A 14,847-nucleotide genomic window follows, 5' to 3' on the forward strand; every position below is an offset into this window, starting at 1 on the left:
TCACTCCGAGGTATGCGCAGGCCGCAACGCGCCCTGCGAGAAAAAGCGCCGGTGACTGGACACCGGCATCCGCGCCCGGATGGACGCCTGTTCGCTGCTGTCGCGCTCGGCCAGCAGCACGGCTGGGCCCTGATCCTGTTCGGCCAGGATACGCCCCCAGGGATCCACAATGGCCGCATGCCCGAAGGTTTCGCGCGGCCCGGGATGAACGCCGCCCTGGGCAGCCGCCAGGATATAACACTGGGTCTCGATGGCCCTGGCGCGAATCAGGACTTCCCAATGCGCCGCACCGGTGACTGCGGTAAACGCCGCCGGCGCCGTGATCAGTTCCGCCCCGGCCTCGCGCAGCGCGCTGTACAGCTCCGGGAAACGCAGGTCATAACAGACCGTCAGGCCCACTCGCCCGACCGGCGTATCGGCAACCACGACATTATGACCATGGGCATAGTCATCGGACTCACGATAACGCCCACGATTATCGGCCACATCCACATCGAACAGATGCAGTTTATCGTAGCGCGCAATCTGCTCACCGAGGTCATCGACCAGCAGCGAGCAGGCATGTGACTTGGCGTCGGGCTGGTCGGCCGGCGGCAAGGGCACAGTGCCGGCCACTATCCATAACTTGAGGTCGCGCGCCGTCTGTTTCAACCAGGGCAGGATCGGTCCCTGGCCCAGCGCTTCGGCCCGGCCGATAGCCGCACTGTCGCTTCGGCCCATGGCTGCGAAGTTTTCCGGCAGCACCGCCAGCTGCGCCCCGCCTTCGGCTGCCCGCTCGAGCAAACTGCGAGCCTGCTCCAGGTTGGCCAGGACATCACTCTGGCTGACCATTTGAATCACCGCTAACGACATGCTGGACTCCGGCCTATCGATACTTTTCAAAGGGTTTCATATAGGTAATCCTGGGCGCTTTCCACGAGCCTTCGACGCGGTACTGCACGCTGGCAAATCGCGCCACCCTGTCGCCGAGCAGGCGATCGACCAGAAACAGCGCGCCGCCTATCGCTGGAGCACCGACGATCAACGCGGCGATGGGCAGGTTATTGGTCACAGGCAGGGTCACCAACAATTTCGCATCGACCCGGTCGCGGACCATGTCCAGGGTCCCATCGAGCTCAAAGTTGCTCGACGGGCCGGTCAGGGTTATAGGTACCCGCGTTACATAGACACCGTTACTGGCAACCAGTACGCCCTTGACCCGATCATAGCTCAACCCTTTATCGAGCAGGTCGGAGAAATCCAGGCGCAGGCGACGACCGATCGAGTTGAAATTGAGCAGGCCAAACACCCGCAGCGCCTGGGCGCCACCCTCGACTTCGACGAACTGGCCGTTGCGCAAGGTCGCATCGAGGCTACCGGAGAAACGCTTGAGCCCGATGTAGGCCGGCGATCCCGGCCAACTGCCATCCACGTCGAGATTAAAGCTCCTGCTGGTAACAGTGGGTGCATAATTCCAGGCCTTGAGCACGTCCGCCAGGTTCTTCCCCTGCAACTGTCCCTTGAACCAACTGCTCGTTGCACCCGGCGCGCCCTCCCAGACCGCGCTTCCCTGCACCAGCATACCCTTGAGGCCCAGGTCCAGACCGTTGAACGCGACCCCCTTGGCAGTCGGACGGATTTTCATCGACCAGCCCCCTACCAGGTCAGTTCCCTGATACAGCTTGACGATCTTGACGTTCATCGCCGGTATCTTGCGCGGATCGACCGAGGCCAGTGGGTCGGGCGGATTTTCCACGACCACCGCGGCAGGATCGACTGCAGGCAAGCGGACCGTCTGCAGATTGACGACAATGGGCACGCCCTTGGCATCGGGCAGACGGATATCACCGTCGACCTGTTGGCTGTCGAGTTGCAGCATCCAGCCATCGGCACTGCGGCGCAGTTGCAGGTCGGCATTTTCAAGGTTCAGGCCCATTCCCTTGAGCATCCCGACTTTTAGATCAACGCTACGCAACAATTGCCTGGTACTGTCGTCGGGGTCCGTTGCGCCATAGCGCTCGGCCACCTTTTGCCATAGTTCCAGATCCAGTTCGGAAAGCCTGCCACGAACGCGAAAGCCCTTGCCCGAGGGCAACTGGGCGTTGCCCTGGCCCAGAACCAGCTCGCCACGCCCTTGCATGAGATTGCCAACAGGTGCCGCATAGGCGAAATCGGCCTGGTCTGCGTAGTCAAAACCGTAACGTCGCTCGTCGCCTTGCAAGCTCATGCGAAAGACACTGTCGCGCGAATCGCCGGCGACCTTGCCAAAAGGTGCCGGCAGATCAATGACGACCCCCTTCAGGTTCGAGGCGACAGTCAACTGACTGTCAGGCCCACCCAAGGCCAATTGCAGTTGATAAGGCAATTCACCCGAAAGCGGCAACGACTGATTCACCTTCAGCCAGTCAGTGAGCTTCTTAACCGTTACCTGGCCCTTGGCGATTACCCGCGTGCGCGGATCGCCGGGCTTGCCTTCGGCGAAAATCTGCGCGCTTACTGGCTTGTCGAACGCATGGGCGCTGATACCCTGCCCGCTCAACCCCTTGTCGAGGTCGAAGCGAAACTTGCCCTTGAGCCGGGTCAACTCCAATTCCGGCTCCTTGATTTTCAGGCGCGCGTGGTCGGTGTTGAAATCCACGAGAATTTTCGGCTGCTGGCCTTTGACCAGGGGAATATCCAGCTTCAACTTGCCTTGCAGGCTGCCTTCGCCTTCCCAGCCGGCAAAGGTAGGGCCGGTACCGATCGGCGCTTGCTGGAGGATCTTCAGGCCATCGCCCAGCCCGCCATCGAACTCGCCATCCAGATACAGGTGGCTAGTTTCGCCTGCCGCTACACGGGGAATGCTGACATTGACATTACGTACCCGGGTTTCGAGCAGCTGGCCCTGGCTGGCGTGGATCCGCACGCCGCTGTCTTCGACAAAGACATCGCCCTGGACCTTTTGCACATGCGGCCAACCTGGCTGGAAGTCCAGCGTAACGTCGTGAACCTTGAAGAACAGGCTGATACTGCGGGCCGTTTCCGGCGCACCGTGATTGAGCGACCCCTGGTACTGGAAATAGCCTTCATCGACTGCGCCTTTGACGATTGCTTTGCGCAACCATTCGTCCAACGCCGGACCCAACACTTGCGGCAGGTACTTTGCGGTGTAGCGCCCATCGCCCTCGACCAGGCCGACGCGCAAGTCCATGTAGTCCTCGCGGCTTTCGTCAAACAGCAGGCGGATCAGGAAGTCGCCCGCAATCTTGCCTTCTTCGCCCAGGACCTTGAGGTACGGCGCAATCAGGGTCAACCCCTCGTCATCCAGGCGCCAGGTCAGGCGGGCGTTGGCTTTGAGGTAGTGCCAGGGCTCGGCGAAAATAGGGTCCAGATGCAACATGAACTTCTCGGTATCCAGGCGCAGCTCACCTTGGCCCAGGTCCCCGCTGATGCTGCCACTGACGTTACCGGCCGCCGGTGCGCCGTGGTAGGCGTTGAACCCGACCCTGTCCAGATTGGCAGCGAAGCTCAGGCGCTGATCGCCAGTCGCCTTGGGCCGGTAGTCGAGCAAGACATTGCGCAGGCCACCGGTCACCTTCAGGCCATTGACCACCGCTGCCACCTTCTCCGGCAGGGGTACGAGGGCATCGAGCAAAGGCGTTATCGGCGTCAGGTTCAAGCGATCGGCCTGTACGTGCCAGGTTTCTTCAGTCTTTTCGGTAGCAGCCAGCTGGCTCAGTTGCAGGTGCGATTCCCAGCGGGTCTCGCCCAGGCTCATGGCCAGCGAGTCGAACCAGACATTGAAACCTTGCTCGTTGCGCTGGAACCAGGCATTGAGCGCCAGGTCCTTCACATCGACCGCCTTGCGCTCGGCATAGGCACCGCGAAATTGCGGTGCATTCAAGCGAGCCATGGCACTCTGAACCGCGCCATTGCCCCACTCCAGCCAGAATTCACCGCCGGCCTGCAATTGCTCGATCTTCCACTCGCGGGTCAGTCGCGGTGGCAGCCAACGCGCCCAATCGCTCTGGGGCAAGCTCAGGTAGGCCTGGACCTCGGCCTCACGCCACTTCGCTGCTCGAATCCGGCTGCGCGCGTTGATGGCCAGTGGCTGTCCATCGGGCAAGGTCAGGCGCAGGTCCAGCCGCTGCCGCACACTACCGGTCTGCAAGCCGAGGCTCACGTAGGTCAGGGTCATGGGCTCGCGCTCGAAAGGCTCCAGGGTAACCTGGCTGTCGAGCACCGACAGGCGTGTGACCGCCCGCATTTGGGTGAGCAATTGTTCGGGATCGAGCGGCCCTTCCCGAACCGGCAAGCCCTTGAGCGCCCAATGCCCATCCTGGTCTTCCTTGAGGCTCACCTGCAGCCCGTTGACTTCCAGATGGGCAATGCGCAGCTCACGTTCGGCGAGGCTGGCCCACAGGTCCGGCACCACCCGAACCTGATCCAGGCGCAGCGCACTGGCGCCCTCGCCGACCAACACATCATGAACCAACAGCACCGGGGCCAGGCCGCTCCAGCGCCCCTCCAGACTGCCGATGCTCAATGGTATGCCCAAGGCCTGTTCGGCCTTGCTCTGGACGTCGTCACGGTACTCGGCGACCAAGGGCACCAGCTCGCGACCGAGGCTGACGTACAGCGCTACCAACACCACCAGCAACGCGCACAACTCCAGGCCCCAACGGGTCAGCGCGGCCAGGATGCGAGTCAGACGCTCCATGTCAGAGGTCCCCGAATTGTGCTGGATTAACTATGGCTCGACAGCCGACATTTGCCAGAGTCGATCGACCGGCCCGGGCGACCCTGTGCTGTCCAATGCAATGATTCAGAGCAGCACCACATCGTATTGTTCCTGGGAATACATCGACTCGACCTGGAAGCGAATGGTTCGGCCGATAAAGGCCTCAAGCTCGGCAACGTTGCCCGACTCCTCGTCCAGCAGACGGTCGACGACCTTCTGATTGGCCAGCACCCGATAGCCTTCGGCCTCGTAAGCGCGGGCTTCGCGCAGGATTTCCCGGAAAATCTCGTAACAGATCGTCTCCGGGGTTTTCAGCTTGCCGCGTCCCTGGCAACTACTGCACGGCTCGCACAGCACTTGCTCGAGACTTTCGCGCGTGCGCTTGCGTGTCATCTGCACCAGTCCCAATTCGGTGATGCCGATGATGTTGGTCTTGGCGTGATCGCGCTCGAGCTGCTTTTCCAGGGTTCGCAGCACCTGGCGCCGGTGCTCTTCATCTTCCATGTCAATGAAGTCGATGATGATGATCCCGCCAATGTTACGCAGGCGCAATTGCCGGGCAATCGCGGTCGCGGCCTCCAGGTTTGTCTTGAAGATGGTCTCTTCCAGGTTGCGGTGACCGACGAACGCCCCGGTGTTGACGTCGATGGTGGTCATCGCTTCCGCCGGATCGACCACCAGGTAGCCGCCGGACTTGAGCGGTACCTTGCGATCCAGGGCCCGCTGGATTTCGTCTTCGACGCCGTAAAGATCGAAAATCGGTCGCTCACCCGGGTAGTGCTCCAGACGATCGGCGATCTCCGGCATCAACTCTGCGACGAACTGCGTGGTCTTCTGGAAGGTTTCCCGCGAGTCGATGCGAATCTTCTCGATTTTCGGGCTGACCAGATCACGCAGCGTACGCAGGGCCAGGCCCAGGTCTTCGTATATCTCGCACGGAGCGCCGACCGTCTTGATCTGCGCGCCGATCTGGTCCCAGAGGCGACGCAGGTAGCGGATATCCATGAGGATTTCATCGGCGCCCGCACCTTCTGCCGCCGTACGCAAAATGAAGCCACCGGCTTCGACGATGCCCTCCTGGGCCACGCAATCGCTGACCACCTGCTTGAGGCGCTCGCGCTCGGCTTCATCTTCGATTTTCAGGGAAATGCCGACATGGCTGGTCCGTGGCATGTACACCAGGTAGCGCGACGGGATCGAAAGCTGGGTAGTAAGCCGCGCCCCCTTGGAGCCGATCGGGTCCTTGGTGACTTGAACCACAAGGCTTTGCCCTTCATGCACCAGAGCGCTGATGGTTTCTACCGACGGCCCCTCGCGCATGGAGATTTCCGAAGCGTGAATGAATGCCGCGCGCTCCAGGCCGATGTCGACAAAAGCCGCCTGCATGCCCGGCAGAACGCGCACGACCTTGCCTTTGTAGATATTGCCGACGATACCGCGACGCTGGGTCCGTTCGACATGCACCTCTTGCAGAACACCGTTTTCTACCACTGCCACGCGCGACTCCATCGGCGTGATGTTGATCAGGATCTCTTCACTCATGGCTCGGTCTCGTCAAAGGTGTTCACGATAATCTTGGATCGCATATTGGCTGTCAGCGAGCGGTTCGAGTGACAATCGAGGTTACCGGTCAGCTTTGTTGCGCGACTCCCTGCCAACAGGGTATGCCGAAATGGCCCAGCAGTTCTGCGGTTTCATTCAAGGGCAGGCCGACGACTGCCGAGTAACTGCCCTGCAGACTTTCCACGAAGATCGCCGCCAGGCCTTGAATGGCGTAACTGCCGGCCTTGTCCTGCGGTTCGCCACTGGCCCAGTAGGCCCGGGCCTCGTGCACGCTGATGGGGCGAAAGCGGACTCGACTGCTGACACTGCAGGTTTCGCAGCGCCGGCCATCAAGCACCGCCACCGCCGTCAGCACTTCATGCTCGCGCCCCGACAAAGCGGCAAGCATGGCCAGGGCATCGGCTTCGTTAACGGGTTTCCCAAGAATCTGGCCATCGAGCACTACTGCCGTGTCCGCCCCCAACACCACCAGCGGTGCCTGCGACTCGGTGGCCGCAAGCAGGGCCAGGCCGGCCTCGGCCTTTTCCCGCGCAAGGCGCTCGACATAGGCGGCAGGGGTTTCATCGGGCAAGGGGCTTTCATCGATAGCGGCGCTGATTGCCGTGAACGGCACGCCGATCTGGTTCAGCAGTTCGCGGCGGCGTGGCGAACCAGAGGCCAGGTAGAGCGGGTTTTGCATGACATCTCCCTGTCGGAGCCGAGCAATCGGCAAGCAGCTCAAGCCCCGTTCAATTGATACTCAAACGTTGCCGCAAACCACGAAGACCGTAACTGACCCAGGGCCAGAGCAAGGCACTGACCAGCGCCGGCAAGACCAGGGCAAGCGTTGGCTGACGGTTGCCGGTCAAGGCACTGAGCCAGAGCTGGACCAATTGCGCCAGGCCGAAGATGACCAGGATCACCAGGCTTTGCTGCCACATCGGAAACATGCGCAAGCGTTGTTGCAACGACAGCACCAGGAAGGTGATCAGCGTGAGGATCAAGGCATTCTGCCCCAGCAGCGTGCCATACAGTACGTCTTCGGCCAGGCCGAGCAACCAGGCCGTGGTCATGCCGATCTTGTGTGGCAATGCGAGCGCCCAGAAGGCCAGCAGCAATGCCAGCCAGAGCGGCCGCAGGATTTCCATGAACTGGGGCATCGGCGACACGCTGAGCAACAGCCCGATAGCGAATGTCAACCAGACGACCCAGCCATTCTTGGCGCGAGTACCCACCATCAGTGCCTCTCCCTCGGGGTGGTCGGCGCAGCGCCGTGAGTGCCGGTCGCCGCCGAACCTGCAGGTGCCGCTGCCGGTGCAGGCGTCGCCGGTGTGCCGGCGGCAGGTGCTGCAACCGGAAAGGTCAGGGTCGGCGTCGGGTTGAGCGCGGCGGCCGGGTTGACCGCAGCAGCAGGGTCGAGCACGGGTGTCTGCCCCAGCAGATCGGCCGCTTCCTGAGCCTGGGCGGCATCAGTGGCGCGCTGTTCGGGCGAGCGACCGTCGGTAAACACCAGTAATAGATAACGGCTACGGTTCAACGCCGCCGTAGGGACTGCCCGAACGATGGCAAAAGGCTGCCCCGAGTCATGAATCACTTCCTTGACCGTCGCCACCGGATAGCCCGCCGGGAAGCGCTGCCCCAGGCCGGAGCTGACCAGAAGGTCGCCTTCCTTGATGTCGGCCGTATCTGCCACATGACGCAACTCCAGGCGCTCCGGATTACCCGTGCCACTGGCAATCGCGCGCAGACCATTGCGGTTGACCTGCACCGGAATACTGTGGGTGGTGTCGGTGAGCAGCAGTACCCTCGAGGTATAAGGCATCAGTTCGACCACCTGGCCCATCAGGCCGCGGGCGTCGAGCACCGGTTGCCCCAATACCACGCCATCACGCTCGCCCTTGTTGATCAGGATGCGATGCGTGAAGGGGTTCGGGTCCATGCCGATCAACTCGGCCACTTCGACCTTCTCATTGACCAGTGCCGATGAATTGAGCAACTCGCGCAGCCGAACGTTCTGCTCGGTCAGGGCCGCCAGCTTCTGCAGGCGACCTTGCAGCAGCAAGGCTTCGGTCTTGAGTTTCTCGTTTTCGGCCACGAGCTCCGTGCGACTGCCAAACTGACTGGCCACGCCCTGCCACAAGCGCTGCGGCAGATCGGTGATCCAATAGGATTGCATCAACACGAGCGACATCTGGCTGCGTATGGGTTTGAGCACCGTGAAACGGGCATCGACCACCATCAATGCAACCGACAGCACGACCAGCACCAGCGAGCGCACGCCCAACGAGGGGCCTTTGGTGAAGAGCGGTTTAATAGGCCGCTCCTCTCGGGCAATGGATCAATTGGTCATTCATACGGCATCAAACCGGCCTGGATGCAGATTGACAGAAAACAACGCCCGGCAGGCGTCAACCCGACGCATACAGGTAGCACCGTTGGCGCGACCTGTAAACGGGGTGGCTGGGTATCGACTCGGGCGATGTTACTCGCTGGAGAGAAGATCCATGGTGTGCTTGTCCATCATTTCCAGCGCACGGCCACCACCTCGAGCTACACAGGTCAGCGGGTCTTCGGCGACGATGACCGGCAGGCCGGTTTCCTGGGCCAGCAGTTTGTCCAGGTCGCGCAGCAAGGCGCCACCACCGGTCAATACCAGGCCGCGCTCGGCGATATCGGAAGCCAGCTCGGGCGGCGATTGTTCCAGCGCGCTTTTAACTGCCTGGACGATAGTCGCCAGGGACTCCTGCAGCGCTTCAAGCACTTCGTTGGAGTTCAGGGTGAAAGCGCGAGGTACGCCTTCGGCCAGGTTACGGCCGCGTACATCGACTTCACGGACTTCGCCACCCGGGTAGGCGGTGCCGATTTCCTGCTTGATGCGCTCGGCGGTGGATTCACCGATCAGGCTGCCGTAGTTACGACGCACGTAGGTCACGATCGCTTCATCGAAGCGGTCGCCGCCGACACGGACGGACTCGGCATACACAACACCGTTCAGGGAAATCAGAGCGATTTCGGTAGTACCGCCACCGATATCGACGACCATCGAACCACGCGCCTCTTCTACCGGCAGGCCGGCACCGATTGCGGCAGCCATGGGTTCTTCGATCAGGAATACTTCACGCGCACCGGCACCCAGGGCCGATTCACGGATGGCGCGGCGCTCCACCTGGGTGGATTTGCACGGCACGCAGATCAGCACACGAGGGCTGGGCTGCAGAAAGCTGTTTTCATGAACCTTGTTGATAAAGTATTGCAACATTTTTTCGCAGACGCTGAAGTCGGCGATCACGCCGTCCTTCATCGGACGAATGGCAGCAATATTGCCAGGTGTACGGCCAAGCATACGCTTTGCTTCAGTACCGACAGCAACGACACTTTTCTGATTACCGTGGGTCCGAATGGCCACAACTGATGGCTCATTCAGGACAATACCGCGCTCACGCACGTAAATAAGGGTGTTGGCAGTGCCCAGGTCGATAGACAGATCGCTGGAAAACATGCCACGCAGTTTCTTGAACATGGGAAAGTGACCCTAGGCAACGCGTGGGTAAAAAAGTGCGGCAAACTCTAACAACGGCGGGGATTTTGGGCAAGGCGCCAATATGTTAAATTGGCGGTTTTTCCGAGCACGCCCTCGCACAATCGCGGCCTTATGACCGTAGAATTGCAATTGTGTTCCGACAATTTACCACACGAATCGTTTCCGTTTCGTTTTCCACTGGAGGTCCCCCCATGGCGCTAGAACGCTCCGACGTGGAAAAAATCGCTCATCTGGCCCGTCTGGGTCTCAATGAAGCCGATCTCCCACGCACCACCGATGCCCTGAACCGTATTCTGGGGCTCGTCGACCTGATGCAGGCCGTCGACACCACCGGCATCGAGCCGCTCGCCCACCCGCTGGAAGCCAGCCAGCGCCTGCGCGCTGACGTGGTGACCGAGCGAAATAATCGTGAGGCCTACCAGGCCATCGCCCCAGCGGTCGAAAACGGCCTGTATCTGGTACCGAAAGTCATCGAGTAAGGGAAAAGAGCCTGCCATGCATCAATTGACTCTGGCCGAGATCGCCCGCGGACTCGCCGACAAGAAGTTTTCCTCCGAGGAGCTGACTCGCGTCCTGCTGGCGCGTATTGCCCAGCTCGACCCACAGCTCAACAGCTTCATCAGCGTGACCGAGGAGCTGGCCATCGCCCAGGCCCGGGCCGCGGACGCCCGCCGTGCGGCCGGTGAAACCGGCGCCCTGCTCGGCGCACCGCTGGCCCACAAGGACCTGTTCTGCACCCTGAACATCCGCACCAGTTGCGGCTCGAAGATGCTCGACAACTTCAAGGCACCCTACGATGCCACGGTCGTTGCCCGCCTCGCCGCCGCCGGCGCCGTGACGCTGGGCAAGACCAACATGGACGAGTTCGCCATGGGCTCGGCCAACGAATCGAGCTACTACGGCGCCGTGAAGAACCCGTGGAACCTCGAGCACGTACCGGGTGGCTCTTCCGGTGGTTCGGCAGCGGCCGTCGCCGCCCGTCTGTTGCCGGTCGCGACCGGCACCGACACCGGCGGCTCGATTCGCCAGCCTGCCGCACTGACCAACCTGACCGGCCTGAAGCCGACGTACGGTCGCGTTTCGCGCTGGGGCATGATTGCCTATGCCTCGAGCCTGGATCAGGGCGGCCCACTGGCCCGAACCGCCGAAGACTGCGCCCTGCTGCTGCAAGGCATGGCCGGTTTCGACCCGCAGGACTCCACCAGCATCGATGAGCCCGTGCCCGATTACAGCGCGACGCTCAACGGCTCGCTCGAAGGCCTGCGCATCGGCCTGCCGAAAGAATATTTCGGCGCGGGCCTGGACCCACGCATCGCCGAGCTGATCCACAACAGCGTCAAGGAGCTGGAAAAGCTCGGCGCCGTGATCAAGGAAATCAGCCTGCCGAACATGCAGCACGCGATCCCTGCGTACTACGTGATCGCCCCGGCGGAAGCCTCCTCGAACCTGTCGCGTTTCGACGGCGTGCGTTTCGGTTATCGCTGCGAAAACCCGAAGGATCTGACCGATCTGTACGAACGCTCCCGTGCCGAAGGCTTCGGTGCCGAAGTCCAGCGCCGGATCATGGTCGGTGCCTACGCCCTCTCGGCCGGCTACTACGATGCCTATTACCTGCAGGCGCAGAAGATCCGTCGCCTGATCAAGAACGACTTCATGGCTGCCTTCAATGATGTCGACGTGATCCTCGGCCCGACCACGCCGAACCCGGCCTGGAAGATCGGCGCCAAGAACAACGACCCGGTAGCCGCCTACCTTGAAGACGTCTACACCATCACCGCCAACCTGGCGGGCCTGCCTGGCCTGTCCATGCCGGCCGGTTTCGTCGAAGGTCTGCCGGTGGGCGTACAGCTGCTAGCCACGTATTTCCAGGAAGGCCGCCTGCTCAACGTTGCGCACCGCTATCAGCAAGTGACTGATTGGCATACCCGCGCACCTGCAGGCTACTAAGGAGAAAACACATGCAATGGGAAGTCGTGATCGGGCTGGAGATTCATACCCAGCTCGCCACCCAGTCGAAGATTTTCTCCGGCAGCGCCACCACGTTCGGCTCCGAGCCGAACACCCAGGCCAGCCTGGTTGACCTGGGCATGCCTGGCGTACTGCCAGTACTGAACCAGGAAGCCGTGCGCATGGCCGTCATGTTCGGCCTGGCAATCGACGCCGAGATCGGCCAGCACAACGTGTTCGCCCGCAAGAACTACTTCTACCCCGACCTGCCCAAGGGTTACCAGATCAGCCAGATGGAGCTGCCGATCGTCGGCAAGGGCCACATGGACATCACCCTGGAAGACGGCACGGTCAAACGCATCGGCGTCACCCGCGCACACCTGGAAGAAGATGCCGGCAAGAGCCTGCACGAAGACTTCAGCGGTTCGACCGGCATTGACCTGAACCGCGCCGGCACGCCGCTGCTGGAGATCGTTTCCGAACCGGACATGCGCAGTGCCAAGGAAGCCGTGGCCTACGTCAAGGCGATCCACGCACTGGTGCGTTACCTGGGCATCTGCGACGGCAACATGGCCGAAGGCTCGCTGCGCTGCGACTGCAACGTCTCGGTCCGGCCAAAGGGTCAGGTCGAGTTCGGTACGCGCTGCGAGATCAAGAACGTCAACTCGTTCCGTTTCATCGAACGCGCAATCAACAGCGAAGTGCAGCGCCAGATCGAACTGATCGAAGACGGCGGCAAAGTCATCCAGCAAACGCGCCTGTACGACCCGAACAAGGACGAAACCCGCGCCATGCGCAGCAAGGAGGAAGCCAACGACTACCGTTACTTCCCCGATCCGGACCTGCTGCCGGTGGTGATCGAGGACGCGTTCCTGGACGCTACCCGTGCCACGTTGCCGGAACTGCCACCGCAAAAGCGCGAACGCTTCCAGGCTCAGTTCGGCCTCTCGGCCTACGACGCCAGCGTACTGGCTTCGAGCCGCGAACAGGCGGACTACTTCGAGAAGGTCGTGAGCATCAGCGGCGACGCCAAGCTGGCTGCCAACTGGGTCATGGTGGAACTGGGCAGCCTGCTCAACAAACTGGGCCTGGAAATCGACCAGGCTCCAGTCAGCGCCGAGCTGCTTGGTGGCATGCTGCTGCGCATTCGTGACAACACCATCAGCGGCAAGATCGCCAAGATGGTCTTCGAAGCGATGGCCGCAGGCGAAGGCACTGCCGACCAGATCATCGAAACCCGCGGCCTGAAGCAAGTGACCGACAGCGGCGCGATCGAGAAGGTGCTCGATGAAGTGCTGGCGGCCAACGCCGAACAGGTTGAGCAATACCGCGCGGCAGACGAAGCCAAGCGCGGCAAGATGTTCGGCTTCTTTGTCGGCCAGGCGATGAAAGCCTCCAAAGGCAAGGCCAACCCGCAGCAAGTGAACGAATTGCTCAAAAGCAAACTCGAAGGCTGAGGTGCTGGCGCTATAAGGGTCCCTAATCAGGGACCTTTTCGCTGGCAAGCCAGCTCCCACAGAGATCATTGTCACCCGCGAAATCGGGAGACGACTGGAACCCTGTGGGAGCTGGCTTGCCAGCGATCGAGCGCACAGCGGTCGCAAAACTGGGAGATTCATCGCTTATGTGGCGCCTCATCACAACAACAATGCTTTTCATCCTGCTCGCCGGTTGCGCCACCCACGACGTCGACCCGCTGGGTTACGACGCAAAAGGCGTCGCGTCCTATTACGGCAAAAAGCACCAGGGCAAGCGCACCGCCAGCGGCGAACGCTTCAACCAGCATGCCCTGACCGCTGCCCACCGCCAGCTCCCGTTCGGCACGCGAGTACGGGTCACCAACCTCAAAAATGACAAGACTGTCGTGGTACGCATCAACGACCGTGGCCCGCACACTCGCGGCCGATTGATCGATGTGTCCAGCGAGGCCGCCGAGCAATTGGGCATGCTCCGTAGCGGAACGGCGCGAGTCCGGGTACAAAGTCTCAGCAACTGACCTATTGCGGAGCCGAAACCATTTTCGACCTTGCCACGTTACCCACCTTCAGCCTGCTGCAACTGGTCGTTGGCCTGCTGCTGCTTGTCTGCGGCGCCGAACTGCTGGTGCGAGCCTCGCTGCGCCTGGCCGCCAGCCTGAAAGTCCGACCGCTGATCATCGGCCTGACCGTGGTCGCGTTCGGCAGCAGCGCCCCGCAACTGGCGGTAAGCCTGCAAGCGGCGACATCCGGCGCACCCGACATCGCCGTTGGCAGTGTGTTTGGCAGCAACATTTTCAATGTGCTGGTCACCCTCGGCTTTTGCGCACTGATCATCCCCCTGCGGGTATCACGACAGCTGGTACTCCTGGATATCCCGCTGATGATCGTTGCCAGCCTGCTGGTGTTCGTCCTGGCGTACAACGAAGTGCTGGGGCATCTGGAAGGCGCGCTGTTGCTGGTCATGTTGCTGATCTACCTGGGCCTGGTGCTGCACCAGTCACGCCATCATGGTCGTACCTACCCGGCTGTCATCAAAGGCGCCAGGCACGGGCCGGCACCGTGGCTGAGCAGCCTGACGCTGATGCTTGGCGGTTTGGCAATGCTGATCCTGGCCGGCCATTTGCTGTTGGACGCGGCGGTCGAAGTCGCTGTCGACCTGGGTCTTTCCGAACGCATCATCGGCCTGACCATCGTTGCTGTCTGCACGTCGCTACCGGAGCTTGCCACGTCCTTGATCGCCGCGATCAGGGGCGAGCGTGACATTGCCGTGGGGAATGTCATCGGCAGCAATCTGTTCAATCTGTTGGGCGTGCTCGGCCTGACCGCGGTGATCGCGCCGCAGCCGTTGTCGGTTTCGCCCAATGCCCTGGACTTCGATCTGCCGGTGATGCTCGGTGTCGCCGTCCTGACCCTGCCGATGTTCTATTCGGGTTATCGAATCACCCGCGCCGAAGGCCTGTTGTTGTTATGCCTGTACCTGGCCTATGGACTGCACGTGGTGTCCTTCACCACCGGCATGCCACTGGCCGCCAGGCTTGAACACTTGATGCTGTTTTATGTCCTGCCAGTGCTCGCAGCCGTGATGCTGTACACCACGCTGCGAGCCTGGCGCCGCCAACACTAGGAACAGGAAGTGATCG

Annotated in this window: 12 protein-coding genes; 5 read left to right on the forward strand and 7 right to left on the reverse strand. The window is 61.5% G+C overall.

All coding sequences use genetic code 11. From position 1 onward, the window contains the following. From NVV94_RS22430 to mreB, 7 genes are all read right to left on the reverse strand, one after another. Positions 1 to 852, reverse strand: a complete 852-nt coding sequence (locus NVV94_RS22430) for a carbon-nitrogen hydrolase family protein (protein ID WP_258444532.1) — start codon at positions 850 to 852, stop codon at positions 1 to 3. A 13-nt stretch (positions 853 to 865) separates the two neighbouring features. Then, entirely contained in the window at positions 866 to 4,678 is a 3,813-nt protein-coding gene (locus NVV94_RS22435) for a YhdP family protein (RefSeq protein WP_258444533.1), read from the reverse strand. Positions 4,679 to 4,783: 105 nt separating this feature from the next. Continuing rightward, entirely contained in the window at positions 4,784 to 6,241 is a 1,458-nt protein-coding gene (gene rng, locus NVV94_RS22440) for a ribonuclease G (protein ID WP_258444534.1), read from the reverse strand. 88 nt (positions 6,242 to 6,329) lie between these two features. Next, the gene (locus tag NVV94_RS22445) at positions 6,330 to 6,941 is read right to left on the reverse strand and encodes a nucleoside triphosphate pyrophosphatase (RefSeq protein WP_258444535.1); all 612 of its coding nucleotides are present in this window, start codon (positions 6,939 to 6,941) and stop codon (positions 6,330 to 6,332) included. Positions 6,942 to 6,990: 49 nt separating this feature from the next. Continuing rightward, positions 6,991 to 7,479 (reverse strand): rod shape-determining protein MreD, encoded by a 489-nt coding sequence (gene mreD / locus NVV94_RS22450; RefSeq protein ID WP_258444536.1) that lies wholly within the window; start codon positions 7,477 to 7,479, stop codon positions 6,991 to 6,993. Further along, on the reverse strand, positions 7,479 to 8,519 hold the full coding sequence (gene mreC, locus NVV94_RS22455; protein ID WP_258444537.1) for a rod shape-determining protein MreC: 1,041 nt from the start codon (positions 8,517 to 8,519) through the stop codon (positions 7,479 to 7,481). The genes mreD and mreC overlap by 1 nt, the downstream gene beginning before the upstream one ends. A 204-nt stretch (positions 8,520 to 8,723) precedes the next feature. After that, on the reverse strand, positions 8,724 to 9,761 hold the full coding sequence (mreB, locus tag NVV94_RS22460) for a rod shape-determining protein MreB (RefSeq protein ID WP_008371426.1): 1,038 nt from the start codon (positions 9,759 to 9,761) through the stop codon (positions 8,724 to 8,726). 212 nt (positions 9,762 to 9,973) lie between these two features. Between mreB and gatC the strand changes: the two genes are divergently transcribed. The 5 genes from gatC (at position 9,974) to NVV94_RS22485 (ending at position 14,831) form a co-directional block, all read left to right on the forward strand. After that, the gene (gatC, locus tag NVV94_RS22465; RefSeq protein WP_258444538.1) at positions 9,974 to 10,261 is read left to right on the forward strand and encodes an Asp-tRNA(Asn)/Glu-tRNA(Gln) amidotransferase subunit GatC; all 288 of its coding nucleotides are present in this window, start codon (positions 9,974 to 9,976) and stop codon (positions 10,259 to 10,261) included. A gap of 16 nt (positions 10,262 to 10,277) precedes the next feature. Continuing rightward, complete coding sequence (gene gatA, locus NVV94_RS22470; RefSeq protein WP_258444539.1) at positions 10,278 to 11,729, forward strand: Asp-tRNA(Asn)/Glu-tRNA(Gln) amidotransferase subunit GatA; 1,452 nt, start codon at positions 10,278 to 10,280, stop codon at positions 11,727 to 11,729. Positions 11,730 to 11,740: 11 nt separating this feature from the next. Then, on the forward strand, positions 11,741 to 13,186 hold the full coding sequence (gene gatB, locus NVV94_RS22475) for an Asp-tRNA(Asn)/Glu-tRNA(Gln) amidotransferase subunit GatB (protein ID WP_258444540.1): 1,446 nt from the start codon (positions 11,741 to 11,743) through the stop codon (positions 13,184 to 13,186). 167 nt (positions 13,187 to 13,353) lie between these two features. Continuing rightward, positions 13,354 to 13,725: a septal ring lytic transglycosylase RlpA family protein gene (locus NVV94_RS22480; RefSeq protein ID WP_258444541.1), complete on the forward strand. Its 372-nt coding sequence runs from the start codon at positions 13,354 to 13,356 to the stop codon at positions 13,723 to 13,725. Between the two features lie 53 nt (positions 13,726 to 13,778). After that, positions 13,779 to 14,831, forward strand: a complete 1,053-nt coding sequence (locus NVV94_RS22485; protein WP_258447788.1) for a calcium/sodium antiporter — start codon at positions 13,779 to 13,781, stop codon at positions 14,829 to 14,831. The last annotated feature ends 16 nt before the right edge of the window (positions 14,832 to 14,847 follow it).

Source organism: Pseudomonas sp. LS1212 (assembly GCF_024741815.1).
GTDB lineage: Bacteria > Pseudomonadota > Gammaproteobacteria > Pseudomonadales > Pseudomonadaceae > Aquipseudomonas.

Bases quoted from the DNA above. Each gene is read 5' to 3' on its own strand.
- NVV94_RS22430 (WP_258444532.1), bottom strand. From the start codon at position 852: ATGTCGTTAGCGGTGATTCAAATGGTCAGCCAGAGTGATGTCCTGGCC.
- NVV94_RS22435 (WP_258444533.1), bottom strand. From the start codon at position 4,678: ATGGAGCGTCTGACTCGCATCCTGGCCGCGCTGACCCGTTGGGGCCTG.
- rng (WP_258444534.1), bottom strand. From the start codon at position 6,241: ATGAGTGAAGAGATCCTGATCAACATCACGCCGATGGAGTCGCGCGTG.
- NVV94_RS22445 (WP_258444535.1), bottom strand. From the start codon at position 6,941: ATGCAAAACCCGCTCTACCTGGCCTCTGGTTCGCCACGCCGCCGCGAA.
- mreD (WP_258444536.1), bottom strand. From the start codon at position 7,479: ATGGTGGGTACTCGCGCCAAGAATGGCTGGGTCGTCTGGTTGACATTC.
- mreB (WP_008371426.1), bottom strand. From the start codon at position 9,761: ATGTTCAAGAAACTGCGTGGCATGTTTTCCAGCGATCTGTCTATCGAC.
- gatC (WP_258444538.1), top strand. From the start codon at position 9,974: ATGGCGCTAGAACGCTCCGACGTGGAAAAAATCGCTCATCTGGCCCGT.
- gatA (WP_258444539.1), top strand. From the start codon at position 10,278: ATGCATCAATTGACTCTGGCCGAGATCGCCCGCGGACTCGCCGACAAG.
- gatB (WP_258444540.1), top strand. From the start codon at position 11,741: ATGCAATGGGAAGTCGTGATCGGGCTGGAGATTCATACCCAGCTCGCC.
- NVV94_RS22480 (WP_258444541.1), top strand. From the start codon at position 13,354: ATGTGGCGCCTCATCACAACAACAATGCTTTTCATCCTGCTCGCCGGT.